Raw genomic sequence first — 14899 nt, 5'->3', positions numbered from 1 at the left:
CCCGTCGTGAGCCTTGCGCGCAAGACTCACCGCGGAATATCCGCTGGACGCAGCCTTGCGCAGCTTTACGGGCCTTGAGCCCCGCAAGTTGCGCAAGCAGCAGTCACAGGTGGCGCGGCACTCATAATGAGCGCAGCGCCGAATGCGCAGTACCTAACGAAGACGGTAAAAAGCATGAATCTTCACGAGTATCAGGGTAAGCAGCTGTTCGCTGAATACGGCCTGCCAGTTTCCAAGGGTTACGCAGTAGACACCCCGGAAGCAGCAGCAGAAGCTTGCGACAAAATCGGCGGCAGCGAGTGGGTTGTCAAAGCCCAGGTCCACGCCGGTGGTCGCGGTAAAGCGGGCGGCGTTAAGCTGGTTCGCAGCAAAGAAGACGCCAAGGCCTTCGCACAGCAGTGGCTGGGCAAGCGTCTGGTGACTTACCAGACTGATGCCAATGGCCAGCCAGTCACCAAGATCCTGGTTGAATCGTGCACTGATATCGCTAAAGAGCTGTACCTGGGCGCTGTCGTTGACCGTTCGAGCCGTCGTATCGTGTTCATGGCTTCCACCGAAGGTGGCGTGGACATCGAGAAGATCGCTCACGAAACCCCAGAAAAGATTCTGAAAGCCACTATCGACCCACTGGTTGGCGCTCAGCCATTCCAGGGTCGCGAGCTGGCTTTCCAGCTGGGCCTGGAAGGCAAGCAAGTTGCCCAGTTCGCCAAGATCTTCGTCGGTCTGGCCAAACTGTTCCAGGATCACGATCTGGCTCTGCTGGAAGTGAACCCGCTGGTGATCAAGGCTGACGGCGATCTGCACTGCCTGGACGCCAAGATCAACATCGACGCCAACGCCATGTACCGTCAGCCTAAGCTGAAGACTTTCCACGATCCGTCGCAAGACGATCCGCGCGAAGCGCACGCTGCCAAGTTCGAACTGAACTACGTAGCGCTGGAAGGCAACATCGGTTGCATGGTCAACGGTGCTGGCCTGGCCATGGGTACCATGGACATCGTCAACCTGCATGGCGGCAAACCAGCCAACTTCCTCGACGTGGGCGGTGGTGCTACCAAAGAACGCGTAACCGAAGCCTTCAAGATCATCCTGTCCGACTCCAACGTCGCTGCAGTACTGGTCAACATCTTCGGCGGCATCGTTCGTTGCGACATGATTGCCGAAGGCATCATCGGTGCAGTGAAAGAAGTCGGCGTTAAAATCCCGGTTGTTGTTCGCCTTGAAGGCAACAACGCTGAACTGGGCGCTAAAGTACTGGCAGAAAGCGGTTTGAACATCATCGCGGCTACCAGCCTGACCGACGCTGCTCAACAAGTTGTCAAAGCTGCGGAGGGCAAATAATGAGCGTCCTGATCAATAAAGACACCAAAGTTATCTGCCAGGGTATTACCGGTTCGCAAGGTAGTTTCCACACCCAGCAAGCCATCGAATACGGCACCAAGATGGTTGGTGGTGTAACTCCTGGTAAAGGCGGCACCGAGCACCTGGGCCTGCCAGTGTTCAACACCGTGAAAGACGCTGTAGCTGCCACCGGCGCCACTGCCAGTGTGATCTACGTTCCAGCGCCATTCTGCAAGGACTCCATCCTGGAAGCAGCATTCGGCGGCATCAAGCTGATCGTCTGCATCACCGAAGGCATTCCTACCCTGGACATGCTGGACGCTAAAGTTAAGTGCGACGAGCTGGGCGTAGTCCTGATCGGCCCTAACTGCCCAGGCGTGATCACTCCAGGCGAATGCAAGATCGGCATCATGCCAGGTCACATTCACTTGCCAGGTAAAGTCGGTATCGTTTCCCGTTCCGGCACCCTGACCTACGAAGCTGTCAAGCAAACCACTGACGCCGGTTTCGGTCAGTCGACTTGCGTCGGCATCGGCGGTGACCCGATCCCAGGCTCCAACTTCATCGACATCCTGAAGCTGTTCCAGGAAGACCCGAAGACCGAAGCGATCGTGATGATCGGTGAGATCGGCGGTTCGGCTGAAGAAGAAGCGGCTGCCTACATCAAGGCACACGTGACCAAGCCGGTTGTTTCCTACATCGCTGGTGTGACTGCCCCTGCTGGCAAGCGCATGGGCCATGCTGGCGCAATCATCTCTGGCGGCAAAGGCACTGCAGACGAGAAATTCGCTGCGCTGCAAGACGCAGGCGTAAAAACCGTGCGTTCGCTGGCAGACATCGGCAAGGCCCTGGCCGAGCTGACCGGTTGGGCTGTCAAGTAAGCCTCGCGCTTAGCTGACGCTCTACCAGCAAAGGCCACCTTCGGGTGGCCTTTGTGCGTTTAGACGGTGGGTGAAAATCTAATGTGGGAGGGGGCTTGCCCTCCGATAGCGGCGTTTCAGTCACGCACGAAGCGACTGGCCCACCGCATCGGGGGCCAGCCCACGCCCACATTTTGGCTTTACTGCCAGATTAGGTATGAAAACGCGACATGAAAGTGTCGCTTATCGGACAGTGCGCCCCGCAACAGTGCGTTTGTCAGCCCAATTCTGTACTCTAGCCGCCTCTTTATGCGTCCGCATCCCAAAAGGAAGCCGCGCGCTAGACCGGTCGGCTCCCATAAGGGCTGGCAGTATTTCCCTCATCCATAGGGAATCCCCCTCTAAATTCCGATTCAGTAGTGTGGTATTTCCTCAAATGAAAGTATTGAAAAGCCAGGATGTCCTGGCGTTGGGCTTCATGACGTTTGCCCTGTTCGTGGGCGCCGGTAACATCATTTTCCCGCCTATCGTTGGTTTGCAGTCCGGGCCTCATGTCTGGATGGCAGCGCTGGGCTTCCTGATCACCGCGGTCGGCCTGCCGGTGGTCACCGTGATCGCCCTGGCCAAGGTTGGCGGCGGCATGGACGCGTTGAGCAGCCCGATCGGCAAGATCGCCGGTGGCCTGCTGGCGGCGGCGGCGTACCTGGCGGTAGGGCCGCTGTTCGCCACCCCGCGTACCGCGACCGTATCGTTCGAAGTGGGCCTGGCGCCGCTGACCGGCGAGAGCCCGCTGGCGCTGTTCCTCTACAGCTCGGTGTACTTCCTGGTGGTGTTCTTTGTCTCCCTGTATCCAGGTCGGCTGTTGGACACAGTGGGTCGTTTTCTCGCGCCGCTGAAGATCATCGCACTGGCCATCCTCGGTATCGCCGCGTTTGCCTTGCCGGCCGGTGAGGTGGGCGTTGCCACCCCGGAATACGTGGCTGCACCGTTCTCCCAAGGCTTCATCAATGGTTACCTGACCATGGATACCCTGGGCGCCCTGGTGTTCGGCATCGTGATCGTCAACGCCATTCGTTCCCGTGGTGTCGAGTCGCCGACGTTGATCACCCGCTACGCCATCATTGCCGGCCTGATTGCCGGCGTGGGCCTGGCGCTGGTGTATGTCAGCCTGTTCCGCCTGGGCTCGGGCAGCCATGCAGTGGCCGCTGGTGCCAGTAACGGCGCGGCGGTGCTGCACGCCTATGTGCAACATACCTTCGGGTCCCTGGGCAGCGGTTTCCTGGCCGTGTTGATCTCCCTGGCGTGCCTGGTTACTGCCGTGGGCCTGACCTGTGCCTGCGCCGAGTACTTCAGCAAAATCCTGCCGCTGTCCTACAAGACCCTGGTGGTGATCCTTGCGCTGTTCTCGCTGTTCGTATCGAACCTGGGCCTGACCAAGCTGATAGCCTTTTCGATCCCGGTGCTCACCGCGATCTATCCGCCGTGCATCGTGCTGGTGGCGCTGAGCTTCTGCAAAGACTTCTGGCAGGAGCAAGGCCGCATTGTTGGCCCGGTAATGCTGGTGTCGTTCATCTTTGGTTGCATCGACGCGCTCAAGGGCGCTGGCCTGGCCGACTGGCTGCCGTCGCAATTGGCGCACCTGCCATTGAGCGAGCAGGGCCTGGCGTGGTTGGTGCCATCGGTGATGACCCTGGCTGTGGCGGTGGTGGTTGATCGCATGCTCGGTAAGCGCAGCGAAGCCATCGCTTGATCCGCTAAAGGCTCTACCGAAATGCCCTGTATCAATCGATACGGGGCATTTTTTTTGGGTGTCAGGCAGTGTCTTTTCGCCTGAGTTAACGTCGAACAGGTTAAGAAAATTTCAAGTTGAAACGCGGTCAGTGTGGGAGCTGGCTTGCCTGCGACAGCGGTGTGCAAGTTAGCTCAGCAGTGACTGAGCAGACGCCATCGCAGGCAAGCCAGCCCCAACACGGGTCGCGCTCGTCATAGGGACCCGCATGTCGTTCGTCGAAGCCAATCAGATCCACCTGCTTGCCGCGCTCTGGTTCGTCCTGTGCTGGGGCGGCTACACCCGTTATGCCACGTGGAAGGCTCGGGATACAGCGTGCCTGGCCAGTGTGCTGCACCTGTACCGCGAAGACTGGATGCGCCGCATGCTGCTGCGCGACAACCGCATCGCCGACGCGAGTGTGATCGGCAACCTGGAACGCAATGCCTCGTTCTTTGCCTCCAGTACCTTGATCATCCTGGCCGGTATCCTCACCGTGTTGGGTGCCTCCGAGCGCGCGGTGTCGCTGCTGGCAGACATTCCCATGGTGCAGCAGGCCTCCCAGGGCATGTCGGAGATCAAGCTGCTCTGCCTGGCGCTGGTGTTTGTCTATGCATTCTTCACGTTCAGTTGGTGCATGCGCCAGTACAACTTCGCGGCGGTGCTGGTCGGCTCGGCGCCAATGGTCGGTGAGCGGCATGTGTCGGAGCAGGAACGCAAGGCGTTCGCACTGCGCGCGGCGCGGGTGATTTCCATGGCCGCCAACCAGTTCAACTTTGGCCTGCGTTCTTATTACTTCGGCATGACCATGCTGGCGTGGTTTGTCAGCCCCTGGTTGTTCATGTTGATGAGCAGTGGAGTGGTGCTGGTGCTGTATCGCCGGGAGTTTCATTCCGACGTACTGCAAGTGATGGTGTACACGCAGACGGATACGCCGCCGGCGGAAGCGGTTAAAGAGACCGCTTGATTATCCCAGGCAATAAAAACACCAGGCAAAGTAAAGCCCGCTATCTAAGCGGGCTTTCTTTTTGCAGCGAAGCTATTACAAGCCGCGGTCTCAAGAACCGGTGGCAGGGGTAGCAGGTGCTGCTTCTTTCGCGGCGGCTTCGTTCGATTCAGCCTGAGCTTTGGCAGCATCGGCGTTTTCTTTCGCAGCGTCGTTCACTTTATCCTGAGCCTTCGCCATATCTTTCTGAGCTTGCTCGGAGTGCGCAGCAGCATCTTGGGCTTTGTCTTCGGATTTCTTGTCACAGGCGGCCAGACCGAGGGCAGCGGCCAACATCATGGAAATAGCTAACGTCTTGCGCATGGGGTGTTTCTCCTTATTGAAGATATCTACTGGCCTTTCGAGCATGGGGGTTCAGCATTAGTTCCTTTTATTACGCAGATATATAAACGACGCTCGCCGAGGAACTTCCAGCCGTCACCTCTATTGCGCGGATCCACACAAATAAGAGTCTGTATCGAATGACCGAAAATCCTTTGCTGGCGCGTGCGACGCGCTTTGTGTCCGCCTTGCGCCACTGTCAGGTGCTGGGTATCACCGCTTATCAGGCCAGTGAGGAGGGCATAACGTTGCTCATGCCTTACGCCCCGCATCTGGTCGGCGATCCGCGCACCGGCGTTATCCACGGCGGCGCGCTGACGTCCCTGATGGACACCGCCTGCGGCATGGCCACCCTCTGCGTATTGCCGGAATTCGAGGTGTGCCCGACCCTCGACCTGCGCGTTGACTACATGCATCCCGCTGCGCCACACCAGCCGGTGTACGGCTTCGCCCAATGCTACCGGGTGACCACCGACGTGATCTTCACCCGTGGCTTTGCCTACCAGGATGATCCGCAACAACCCATCGCCCATGTGGTGGGCACGTTTATGCGCATGGGCAAGCGCCTCAAGGGTGCGCAAGGGTTGAGCAATACGATCAAGGGAGGACAGGCATGACACATCGATTCAAGACGCGCTTGGAGCAGGCCCACGAACGGGGTGATTACGAGGCGCTGCTCAACCTGATCCCCTACGCCAAGCTGATCGGCATTGAATGCACGCGGCTCGGGGATGAGTTGCTGTTCCGCCTGCCGGCCAACAAGGACAATATTGGTAACCCCATATTGCCGGCGCTCCACGGCGGAGTGATCGCCGGCTTCATGGAGCTGTCCGCCGCGCTGCACCTGCTGGTGCTCACCGGTGCGCCAGGCGTTCCGAAAATCATCGATTTTTCCCTGGATTACCTGCGCGCCGGCCAGTTTCGCGACACCTACGCCAAATGCCAGGTGTGGCGCCAGGGCCGGCGCGTGGCCAATGTGGCCATCACCGCCTGGCAAAGCACGGCGGCCGAGCCGATCGCCACCGCCCGCGCGCATTTCAAGATCGAGGAATCGAGCCGCCCTTGAAATCCTGGTCTTAGCCCCCAACTTTGATGACAACCCGCCGCTAACCCTCACGGATGCGGCCACTGCCATCCAATTGGAGTTTGATGACCATGAGTGTGGAAACTCAAAAGGAAACCCTGGGCTTCCAGACCGAGGTGAAGCAACTGCTGCACCTCATGATCCATTCGCTGTATTCCAACAAGGAAATCTTCCTTCGCGAATTGATCTCGAACGCCTCTGACGCTGTCGACAAATTACGTTTCGAAGCCCTGTCCAAGCCTGAGTTGCTGGAAGGTGGCGCCGAACTGAAAATCCGCGTGAGCTTCGACAAGGACGCCAAGACCGTCACCCTCGAAGACAACGGCATCGGCATGAGCCGCGAAGACGCGATCACCCACCTGGGGACCATCGCCAAATCCGGTACCGCCGACTTCATGAAGAACCTGTCGGGCGACCAGAAGAAAGATTCGCACCTGATCGGCCAGTTCGGCGTGGGCTTCTACTCGGCCTTCATCGTGGCTGACAAAGTTGAAGTGTTCAGCCGCCGCGCCGGCCTCGACGCCAGCGAAGGCGTGCACTGGTCGTCCAAAGGCGAAGGCGAATTCGAAATCGCCACGATCGACAAGGCCGACCGTGGCACGCGTATCGTGCTGCACCTGAAATCCGGTGAAGACGAATTCGCCGATGGCTGGCGCCTGCGCAACATCGTCAAAAAGTACTCCGACCACATTGCCCTGCCGATCGAGCTGCCGAAAGAACAGGCGGCCGCTGAAGGCGAAGAAGCGCCTGCCCAGGAATGGGAAGTGGTCAACCGCGCCAGCGCGCTGTGGACCCGTCCGCGTACCGAGATCAAGGACGAGGAATACCAGGAGTTCTACAAACACATCGGTCACGACTACGAAAACCCGCTGAGCTGGAGCCACAACAAGGTCGAAGGCAAGCTGGAATACAGCTCGCTGCTCTACGTACCGGCCCGTGCTCCGTTCGACCTGTACCAGCGTGAAGCGCCAAAAGGCCTGAAGCTCTACGTACAACGCGTGTTCGTGATGGACCAGGCGGAATCCTTCCTGCCGCTGTACCTGCGCTTCATCAAGGGTGTGGTCGACTCCAACGACCTGTCCTTGAACGTGTCGCGGGAAATCCTGCAGAAAGACCCGATCATCGACTCCATGAAGTCGGCGCTGACCAAGCGCGTGCTCGACATGCTGGAAAAACTGGCGAAGAACGAGCCTGAACAATACAAAGGCTTCTGGAAAAACTTCGGCCAGGTCATGAAAGAAGGCCCGGCGGAAGACTTTGCCAACAAGGAAAAAATCGCTGGCCTGCTGCGTTTTGCCTCGACTCAGGGCGACGACGGCGAGCAGGTCGTGTCCTTGGCCGAGTACCTGGCACGCGCCAAGGAAGGTCAGGACAAGATCTACTACCTCACCGGCGAAACCTACGCTCAGGTCAAGAACAGCCCGCACCTGGAAGTCTTCCGCAAGAAAGGCATCGAAGTGCTGCTGCTGACCGACCGTATCGATGAGTGGCTGATGAGCTACCTCAACGAGTTCGACGGCAAGTCCTTCGTCGACGTGGCCCGTGGTGACCTCGACCTGGGTAACCTGGACTCTGAAGAAGAGAAGAAAGAAGCCGAGGAAGTCGCCAAGTCCAAAGAGGGCCTGGTTGAGCGGATCAAGGCGTCCCTGGGCGATGCCGTCAGCGAAGTGCGGGTTTCCCACCGCCTGACCGATTCCCCGGCGATCCTGGCCATCGGCGAGCAGGATTTGGGCATGCAGATGCGCCAGATCCTGGAAGCCAGCGGCCAGAAGGTTCCGGATTCCAAGCCGATCTTCGAGTTCAACCCGGCTCACCCGCTGATCGAGAAACTCGACGGCGAGCAGAGCGAAGAGCGCTTTGGCGACCTGTCGCACATCCTCTTCGACCAGGCGGCCCTGGCCGCTGGCGACAGCTTGAAAGACCCGGCCGCCTATGTGCGCCGACTGAACAAGCTGTTGGTTGAACTGTCGGTCTGACACCGTTGTAGAAAAACCCGCTTCGGCGGGTTTTTTCGTTCTGACGCACCTCAACTGGAGTAAATGATGAGCCAAGTCACTGTACGTTCCGTGGTCTATCAGATTGATGGCCAGTCTTATGAGAGCCGCCTCGCGTTCGATGCCAGCCACAAGGGCCCGTTGCCGGGCCTGCTGATGGCGCCGAACTGGATGGGTGTGGGGGCGGGTGCCGAAGAGATCGCCAAGAGCGTGGCCGGCAAGGGCTATGTGGTGCTGATCGCCGACCTCTACGGGCAGACCGTACGCCCGTCGAATGGCGATGAAGCCGGCGCTGCGATGATGCCGTTGAAGAACGACCGTGCATTGTTGAACAAGCGCATGCAGGCGGCGTTCGAGCAACTGCAGCGCCAGACCGAGGCTGGCGTTGATACGTCGAAACTGGCGACGTTCGGTTTCTGTTTCGGTGGTTGCTGTTCCCTGGAACTGGCGCGCACCGGTGCGCCGCTCAAGGCTGCCATCTCGTTCCACGGCACCCTCGACACGCCGAACCCGGCGGACGCGAAAAACATCAAGGGCTCAGTGCTGGTCCTGCACGGCGCTTCCGACCCATTGGTGCCTAAAGAGCAACTGCCTGCGTTCGAAGATGAAATGAATGCGGCCGGCGTGGATTGGCAATTGCTGAGCTACGGCGGCGCGGTGCATTCCTTCACCGATCCGCATGCGAATGTGCCGGGCAAGATGATGTATGACGCGAAGACCGCCAAGCGGGCATTCCAGTCGATGCATAACCTGTTGGATGAAGTGTTCAAGGCCTGATTCTTCAGCGCCTGCTGCGGCTTCATCGCGCTCAAGCCCAGCGCCCACATTTTGATCGGTGCACACCGGTAGATGTGGGCGCTGGCTGGCCTGGGATGGCTATCTCAACGGCAGCTCGATTCTTTCAGACTCACCCGGCACCGTCGGCCAATCCCCGGCCGCCCAGCGCTGCCTGGCCTGGTCGATCACCGCCGGATCACTCGCGACAAAATTCCAGTTGATCCGCCGAGGCCCATCCAGCGGTGCGCCACCCAACACCACCAGGTGGCAACCACTCTCGGCAAACAGTGTCATCTCCTGACCGGCCGGCAACACCACCAGGCTGTGAACTTCAAGCGCCTCACCGTCCAACTGGGCGTCACCCTCCAGCACATACACCGCGCGTTCTTCATGCTCATCGGCAATCAGCAGGGTCGTGGCCGTTTGCATCTGCACCTCGGCATACAGGGTGGGCGATAGCACTGGCACTGGTGACTTGAGGCAGAACCCGCTGCCCGCAATCAGGCGGATCTGTACACCCAGGTTGTCACTCACCGGCAGGCTCGCCGCCGGGTGATGGCTGTAGTGCCCGGGGCCCGTCTCGTGGTCCTTGGGGGAGGCCAGCCACACCTGCAGCCCATGCAGGCTGAAACCCTTGGCCCTGACCGCCTCGGGTGTGCGTTCGACGTGGGCAATCGCGCTGCCGGCGGTCATCCAGCTGACATCACCGGCCTGCACCACCTGGTCCGAGCCCAGGCTGTCCTTGTGCTGCAACGTACCTTCAAACAGATACGTCAGGGTCGACAGCCCGATATGCGGGTGTTGGCGGATGTTCATGCCATCACCCGGCGCGTAGCGGGTCTGCAGCATATGGTCGAAGAACACGAAAGGCCCGACGCTGCGGCATTCCCGCGAGGGCAGCGGGCGCAGGATGGGCTGGCCCTCGACATCTTCGGGGCGAGGGCGGATCACGGTGAAGGGGGTCATGGTGCGTCCCAGTCTGAGCGGGTTAGGTACTGCTGAGCATAACCCGCTCGACGGGAGGTTGCCGCTATTGGCTGAACGCGCCTTCCGACAGTTGCGTGTCGATGCTGATTTCGGCTGTGGTCATCAATTTGTGCACCGGGCAGCGATCCGCCACGCGGTGCAGTTCATCACGCTGCTCATCGGTGAGTACGCCCTTGAGCGTCAGCTTGACGTTGAGCGTGTATTTGCCCTTTTGCTCTTCGGCGGCGTCATGGGTGACCTCCACGGTCACGCCGGTGAGCGGGATGTCTTTTTTCTGCGCGTACAGCTTGAGCGTCAGGGCTTTGCACGAGGCCAGGGCGGCGTCGAAGTAGTCATGGGGGGAGGGCGCCGAATCATCCCCACCCAGGCTTTTGGGCAGGTCGGTGAACAACTCGTGGTTGTCGATGTTGAGGCTGTGGCGAAAATTGTCCTGGTTCAGGGTATTTACGGTAACAGGCATGGTAAACCTCACAGGATGGCAGGATGAAGGTCATGCAGTTATAGAGCATGCTGGCACTGCGGTGTTCCGCGTTTTTTGCTGGATGAACCCCGGCGGGGCGCGCAAGGTCTACCCGTATCAGCCCTTATCGAGGTTTTACCGTGCCCTGGACCCGCCTGACTCTTGCCCTGATGCTCGCCGCCAGCAGCCTTGCCGTGCAGGCCCGTGACTATGCCTACAGCGATGCGCACCTGCATTACGTCGACTTCTTCCAGGAAACCGCGGGCATGGACAAGCTGCTCAAGGCGATGGCCGATAACCGCATCGATCACGTGATGATTTCCGGCATACCGGTCGCAAAGAAATGGCACGAAGACGAACCCAAGCGCCCGCGCTATTACGCCGGTGATGACGCGGATGCCTACTGGTACAGCGCCACCGATGTGATCGTGGCCGCAGCGGTCAATAAACTGACCCCCGAGCAGCGCCAGCACTTTCATCCGTTCCTGTCCGGCTTCAACCCCAATGACAAGAACTCCGCTGCCCACATCCAGCGCATGCTCGACCTCAACCCAGGGTTGTGGCAAGGCATCGGCGAAGTCTTCACCCGTCATGACGACCTCACGGCCATCACCGCGGGTGACACACCGCGCGCCAATAACGAAGCCATGACGCGCATCTATCACCTGGCGGCGGAAAACGACCTGCCGGTGATGCTGCACTCCAACATCACCTCCAAGCGCGAGCGCAACCCGCTGTACCTGGCCGAGGTGGAGGAGCCGCTGCGCAACCATCCCCATACCCGCTTCATCTGGGCCCATGCTGGCACCAGCAAGGAAATTCACCGCCACCAGGTGCAGATGGACTTTTTGCTGCCCACCTTGAGCCGCATGCTCGAGGCCTATCCCAACCTGTACATCGACCTGTCCTGGAGCATGCTCACGCCATACTTGCTGGATGACGCGGGTGAGCCACGCCCAGAGTGGGTAACGCTGGTGGAGCGCTTCCCGGAGCGCTTTATGTTGGGTTCGGACGTCGTGGGGCGTTTCAATAAGCTGGGTAATGAAATGCGCCGCTTTGACCCTTTCCTGGATGCATTGCCTGAGGCGGTCGCCCGTAAAGTCGCGCGTGACAACTTCCTGGCCATCCTGCCTAAACCTGCTCGCGATGGTGAGCGGCGTTGATATCGCGTTTTCGTCTTACGCAAAGGCGATAAGGCGCCGATACCTTTCAAGAGCCAGCTGCAATTGGATGCAGCGCAATTGGAAGGAGCCAAGGCATGAGTATCAGAAGTCTGAATATCGCCCCGCGCGCAGGCTTGGGGTTTGGCATATTGGCCTTGATGGTGTTTGCCCTGGGCGGCTTTGCCCTGTTGCAGATGGGCAATATGCGCCAGCAGTCGGACCAGGTGGAAAACAACTGGCTGCCCAGCGTCATGGCGGTGGGGGAGATGAGCCAGGATTTGCTGCGTATTCGTGCACTGACCTTGCGTCTGCTGGTCAACCGCGATCCCCAGGCGCTGGCGCAGAACGAGCAGAAGCTGGGTGACCTGAAAAACGGCCTGCACCAGGCCCAGGCGCTCTACGAGGCGCTGATCGTGTTACCTGAGGAGCGTACGCTGTTTGATCGCTTCAAGGCCCAGGAGCAGCAATACCTGCAACGCCAGGAGCAGGTCATGGGGTTTTCCAAGGCCAACCAGTTGGACAACGCGATCCGGGTGGTCAATGGCGAGATGAACCAGCTCGCTGATGAGCTGGCGGCGACGCTGCATGAGTTGGTCAACCTCAACAAAGCCAGTGCCAACCAGGCAGCTAGCCTGGCGCAAACTGTGTTCACCCAGTCACGCAGTTGGGTGATCGGCATGATCCTGCTCACGGCGCTGATCACCATCGGCCTGGCGGTATGGCTGACGCGCAGCATCGTATTGCCCTTGGCGCAGTCATTGAAAGTGGCCCAAAGCGTAGCCAGTGGCGATCTGACGGGTGAGATCAGCCTCAGTGGCAACGATGAGCCAGCGCGCCTGCAGCAGGCGCTCAAGGGCATGCAGGAGAACCTGCGCGATACCATCCGGCGTATTTCCGAGTCATCCAACCAACTGGCCTCGGCTTCCGAGGAGCTCAACTGCGTCACCGAAGACGCCACCCGCGGGTTGCACCAGCAAAGCCAGGAAATTGAACAGGCAGCTACGGCGGTCAACCAGATGACCGCTGCGGTGGAGGAAGTGGCGAGCAATGCCGTGGCCACGTCCCAGGCGTCACGCGAGTCCGATCGCATTGCCCAGCATGGGCGCGAGCAGGTGCACCAGACGGTGGTGTCGATCGAGGCGCTGGCCACCGATGTGACCGACAACGTGATGCAGGTCGAGGACCTGGCCCAGAAGGTCTACGGCATCAGCAAGGTACTGGACGTCATTCGCTCGATTGCCGAGCAGACCAACCTGCTGGCGCTGAATGCCGCGATTGAAGCCGCACGCGCCGGGGACGCCGGGCGTGGCTTTGCAGTAGTGGCCGATGAGGTGCGCGCCCTGGCCCATCGCACCCAACAGTCGACCCGGGAAATCGAACAGATGATCAGCGGGATCCAGCAAGGCACCGATCAGGCGGTCAGCTCGATGCAGCAGAGCAACAGCCGCGCACGCTCGACCCTGGACATCGCCAAGTCGGCGGGCACGGCGCTGGAGGAGATTGCCTCGGCGTTCACCTTGATCAATGAGCGCAACCTGGTTATCGCCAGTGCGTCGGAGCAGCAGGCGGCGGTGGCGCGTGAGGTGGATCGCAATCTGATGAATATCCGCGACCTGGCGCACCAGACCTCGACGGGGGCGAATCAGACCAGTGCGGCCAGCCAGGAGCTGTCGCGGTTGGCGGTGGACCTGAACACCATGGTGGCGCGATTCTCGGTGTAGGGCAGTAGACCGAGGTGGCCCCTTCGCGAGCAGGCCCGTTCCTACACTCGAGCGCATTCCTTCAGGATGTACTCGGTCAAATGTGGGGGCGGGCTTGCTCGCCACGCAGGCAACTCGGTTTTGAATTGAGTCACCCACAAAAAAGCCCCGAACCAGTCGGGGCTTTTTCATGTGATCAACCTGCGGGGTTTATTTACCCTGCCAGCGTTTCAGCACCAGGGTGGCGTTAGTGCCACCGAAGCCGAAGCTGTTGCTCATCACGGTGTCGATTTTTGCGTTCTCAACGGTCTTGGTCAGGATCGGCATGTCAGCCACAACCGGATCAATCTCGTCGATGTTGGCCGAACCGGCCATGAAGTTGCCTTCCATCATCAGCAGGCAGTAGATCGCCTCGTGAACGCCGGCGGCGCCCAGGGAGTGACCGGACAGGCTCTTGGTGGAGCTGATGGCCGGGGCCTTGTCGCCGAATACCGCACGCACGCCTTCCATTTCCTTGGCGTCGCCGACCGGAGTCGAGGTGCCGTGGGTGTTCAGGTAGTCGATTGGGGTGTCTACGGTGGACATTGCCATCTGCATGCAACGGATGGCGCCTTCACCGCTTGGGGCAACCATGTCATAGCCGTCGGACGTCGCGCCGTAGCCAACGATTTCCGCGTAGATCTTGGCGCCACGGGCCAGGGCGTGTTCCAGCTCCTCGACCACCACCATGCCGCCACCGCCAGCGATGACGAAACCGTCACGCTTGGCGTCGTAGGCGCGGGAGGCCTTTTCCGGGGTTTCGTTGTACTGGGTGGACAGTGCGCCCATGGCGTCGAACAGGAACGACTGGCTCCAATGCTCTTCTTCACCGCCGCCGGCGAACACGATGTCCTGCTTGCCCAGCTGGATCTGCTCAACGGCAGTACCGATGCAGTGAGCACTGGTGGCGCATGCGGAGGAGATCGAGTAGTTCACGCCCTTGATCTGGAACGGCGTGGCCAGGCAGGCCGAAACGGTGCTGCCCATGGTCCGCGTGACACGGTAAGGGCCAACGCGCTTCACGCCTTTTTCGCGCAGGATATCCAGCGCTTCCATCTGGTTGAGGGTCGATGCGCCGCCGGAGCCGGCGATCAGGCCGGTGCGTACGTTCGATACCTGGTCTTCGCTCAGGCCTGAGTCGGCAATCGCGTCTTTCATCGCCAGGTAGGCGTAGGCGGCAGCGTGGCCGACGAAGCGATAGATCTTGCGATCGATCAGTTCTTCGAGGGGCAGGTCGATGGAGCCGGAAACCTGGCTACGCAGACCCATTTCGGCATATTCCGGGTTGAAGCGGATGCCAGGGCGACTTGCACGCAGGTTAGCGGTGACGGTCTCTTTGTCATTGCCCAGGCAAGAAACGATGCCCAGACCAGTGATAACGACGCGGCGCATGCGGATA

Annotated in this window: 14 protein-coding genes and 1 pseudogene; 11 read left to right on the top strand and 4 right to left on the bottom strand. The window is 59.9% G+C overall.

Annotated features, from left to right (window positions below):
• Positions 1-174: 174 nt before the first annotated feature.
• The 4 genes from sucC to CQ002_RS17590 all read left to right on the top strand — a co-directional run bounded on the left by sucC (position 175) and on the right by CQ002_RS17590 (position 4936).
• On the top strand, positions 175-1341 hold the full coding sequence (gene sucC, locus CQ002_RS17605; RefSeq protein ID WP_003190011.1) for an ADP-forming succinate--CoA ligase subunit beta: 1167 nt from the start codon (positions 175-177) through the stop codon (positions 1339-1341).
• Positions 1341-2222: a succinate--CoA ligase subunit alpha gene (gene sucD / locus CQ002_RS17600; protein WP_003172813.1), complete on the top strand. Its 882-nt coding sequence runs from the start codon at positions 1341-1343 to the stop codon at positions 2220-2222. Before sucC ends, sucD begins: the two co-directional genes overlap by 1 nt.
• A gap of 415 nt (positions 2223-2637) precedes the next feature.
• Positions 2638-3951: a branched-chain amino acid transport system II carrier protein gene (brnQ, locus tag CQ002_RS17595; protein WP_034102940.1), complete on the top strand. Its 1314-nt coding sequence runs from the start codon at positions 2638-2640 to the stop codon at positions 3949-3951.
• A 247-nt stretch (positions 3952-4198) separates the two neighbouring features.
• Positions 4199-4936 carry a DUF599 domain-containing protein gene (locus tag CQ002_RS17590; protein WP_034102942.1) on the top strand — a complete coding sequence of 246 codons (738 nt, stop codon included), beginning with the start codon at positions 4199-4201 and terminating at the stop codon, positions 4934-4936.
• Positions 4937-5026: 90 nt separating this feature from the next.
• Here CQ002_RS17590 and CQ002_RS17585 read toward each other — a convergent pair whose 3' ends face one another.
• The gene (locus tag CQ002_RS17585) at positions 5027-5278 is read right to left on the bottom strand and encodes a hypothetical protein (RefSeq protein ID WP_010211724.1); all 252 of its coding nucleotides are present in this window, start codon (positions 5276-5278) and stop codon (positions 5027-5029) included.
• 158 nt (positions 5279-5436) lie between these two features.
• Between CQ002_RS17585 and CQ002_RS17580 the strand changes: the two genes are divergently transcribed.
• From CQ002_RS17580 to CQ002_RS17565, 4 genes are all read left to right on the top strand, one after another.
• Complete coding sequence (locus tag CQ002_RS17580) at positions 5437-5913, top strand: PaaI family thioesterase (RefSeq protein WP_034102944.1); 477 nt, start codon at positions 5437-5439, stop codon at positions 5911-5913.
• Entirely contained in the window at positions 5910-6362 is a 453-nt protein-coding gene (locus CQ002_RS17575) for a PaaI family thioesterase (protein ID WP_034102946.1), read from the top strand. Before CQ002_RS17580 ends, CQ002_RS17575 begins: the two co-directional genes overlap by 4 nt.
• An 89-nt stretch (positions 6363-6451) precedes the next feature.
• Complete coding sequence (gene htpG / locus CQ002_RS17570; RefSeq protein ID WP_025858543.1) at positions 6452-8356, top strand: molecular chaperone HtpG; 1905 nt, start codon at positions 6452-6454, stop codon at positions 8354-8356.
• Positions 8357-8422: 66 nt separating this feature from the next.
• The gene (locus CQ002_RS17565; protein ID WP_105161893.1) at positions 8423-9151 is read left to right on the top strand and encodes a dienelactone hydrolase family protein; all 729 of its coding nucleotides are present in this window, start codon (positions 8423-8425) and stop codon (positions 9149-9151) included.
• Between the two features lie 99 nt (positions 9152-9250).
• On the opposite strand, the gene CQ002_RS17560 is transcribed toward CQ002_RS17565, so the two are convergent.
• Together CQ002_RS17560 and CQ002_RS17555 are read right to left on the bottom strand one after the other, a co-directional pair.
• Positions 9251-10117 carry a pirin family protein gene (locus CQ002_RS17560; protein WP_105161894.1) on the bottom strand — a complete coding sequence of 289 codons (867 nt, stop codon included), beginning with the start codon at positions 10115-10117 and terminating at the stop codon, positions 9251-9253.
• A 64-nt stretch (positions 10118-10181) separates the two neighbouring features.
• Complete coding sequence (locus CQ002_RS17555; RefSeq protein ID WP_034102952.1) at positions 10182-10598, bottom strand: OsmC family protein; 417 nt, start codon at positions 10596-10598, stop codon at positions 10182-10184.
• Positions 10599-10768: 170 nt separating this feature from the next.
• Here CQ002_RS17555 and CQ002_RS17550 point away from each other — a divergent pair, with 170 nt between their 5' ends.
• The 3 genes and pseudogenes from CQ002_RS17550 (at position 10769) to CQ002_RS28935 (ending at position 13482) form a co-directional block, all read left to right on the top strand.
• Positions 10769-11761 (top strand): amidohydrolase family protein, encoded by a 993-nt coding sequence (locus CQ002_RS17550; RefSeq protein WP_197984508.1) that lies wholly within the window; start codon positions 10769-10771, stop codon positions 11759-11761.
• Between the two features lie 95 nt (positions 11762-11856).
• A pseudogene (locus CQ002_RS28940) lies at positions 11857-12627 on the top strand (MCP four helix bundle domain-containing protein); the annotation flags it as partial.
• Entirely contained in the window at positions 12619-13482 is an 864-nt protein-coding gene (locus tag CQ002_RS28935; RefSeq protein ID WP_371919462.1) for a methyl-accepting chemotaxis protein, read from the top strand. The pseudogene CQ002_RS28940 and the gene CQ002_RS28935, both read left to right, overlap by 9 nt.
• 189 nt (positions 13483-13671) lie before the next feature.
• Here CQ002_RS28935 and fabB read toward each other — a convergent pair whose 3' ends face one another.
• Positions 13672-14892, bottom strand: a complete 1221-nt coding sequence (fabB, locus tag CQ002_RS17540; RefSeq protein ID WP_017134470.1) for a beta-ketoacyl-ACP synthase I — start codon at positions 14890-14892, stop codon at positions 13672-13674.
• Between the last annotated feature and the right edge of the window lie 7 nt (positions 14893-14899).

This window comes from Pseudomonas sp. MYb13, from assembly GCF_002980075.1.
GTDB lineage: Bacteria > Pseudomonadota > Gammaproteobacteria > Pseudomonadales > Pseudomonadaceae > Aquipseudomonas > Aquipseudomonas lurida.
Note: the sequence above shows the minus strand (reverse complement) of the source record. Positions and strands in the feature narration are given on the sequence as shown.

What these genes read in the sequence shown, in the direction of transcription:
- sucC (WP_003190011.1), top strand. Translation starts at nt 175, where the DNA reads ATGAATCTTCACGAGTATCAGGGTAAGCAGCTGTTCGCTGAATACGGC.
- sucD (WP_003172813.1), top strand. Translation starts at nt 1,341, where the DNA reads ATGAGCGTCCTGATCAATAAAGACACCAAAGTTATCTGCCAGGGTATT.
- brnQ (WP_034102940.1), top strand. Translation starts at nt 2,638, where the DNA reads ATGAAAGTATTGAAAAGCCAGGATGTCCTGGCGTTGGGCTTCATGACG.
- CQ002_RS17590 (WP_034102942.1), top strand. Translation starts at nt 4,199, where the DNA reads ATGTCGTTCGTCGAAGCCAATCAGATCCACCTGCTTGCCGCGCTCTGG.
- CQ002_RS17585 (WP_010211724.1), bottom strand. Translation starts at nt 5,278, where the DNA reads ATGCGCAAGACGTTAGCTATTTCCATGATGTTGGCCGCTGCCCTCGGT.
- CQ002_RS17580 (WP_034102944.1), top strand. Translation starts at nt 5,437, where the DNA reads ATGACCGAAAATCCTTTGCTGGCGCGTGCGACGCGCTTTGTGTCCGCC.
- CQ002_RS17575 (WP_034102946.1), top strand. Translation starts at nt 5,910, where the DNA reads ATGACACATCGATTCAAGACGCGCTTGGAGCAGGCCCACGAACGGGGT.
- htpG (WP_025858543.1), top strand. Translation starts at nt 6,452, where the DNA reads ATGAGTGTGGAAACTCAAAAGGAAACCCTGGGCTTCCAGACCGAGGTG.
- CQ002_RS17565 (WP_105161893.1), top strand. Translation starts at nt 8,423, where the DNA reads ATGAGCCAAGTCACTGTACGTTCCGTGGTCTATCAGATTGATGGCCAG.
- CQ002_RS17560 (WP_105161894.1), bottom strand. Translation starts at nt 10,117, where the DNA reads ATGACCCCCTTCACCGTGATCCGCCCTCGCCCCGAAGATGTCGAGGGC.
- CQ002_RS17555 (WP_034102952.1), bottom strand. Translation starts at nt 10,598, where the DNA reads ATGCCTGTTACCGTAAATACCCTGAACCAGGACAATTTTCGCCACAGC.
- CQ002_RS17550 (WP_197984508.1), top strand. Translation starts at nt 10,769, where the DNA reads ATGCTCGCCGCCAGCAGCCTTGCCGTGCAGGCCCGTGACTATGCCTAC.
- CQ002_RS28935 (WP_371919462.1), top strand. Translation starts at nt 12,619, where the DNA reads ATGCAGGAGAACCTGCGCGATACCATCCGGCGTATTTCCGAGTCATCC.
- fabB (WP_017134470.1), bottom strand. Translation starts at nt 14,892, where the DNA reads ATGCGCCGCGTCGTTATCACTGGTCTGGGCATCGTTTCTTGCCTGGGC.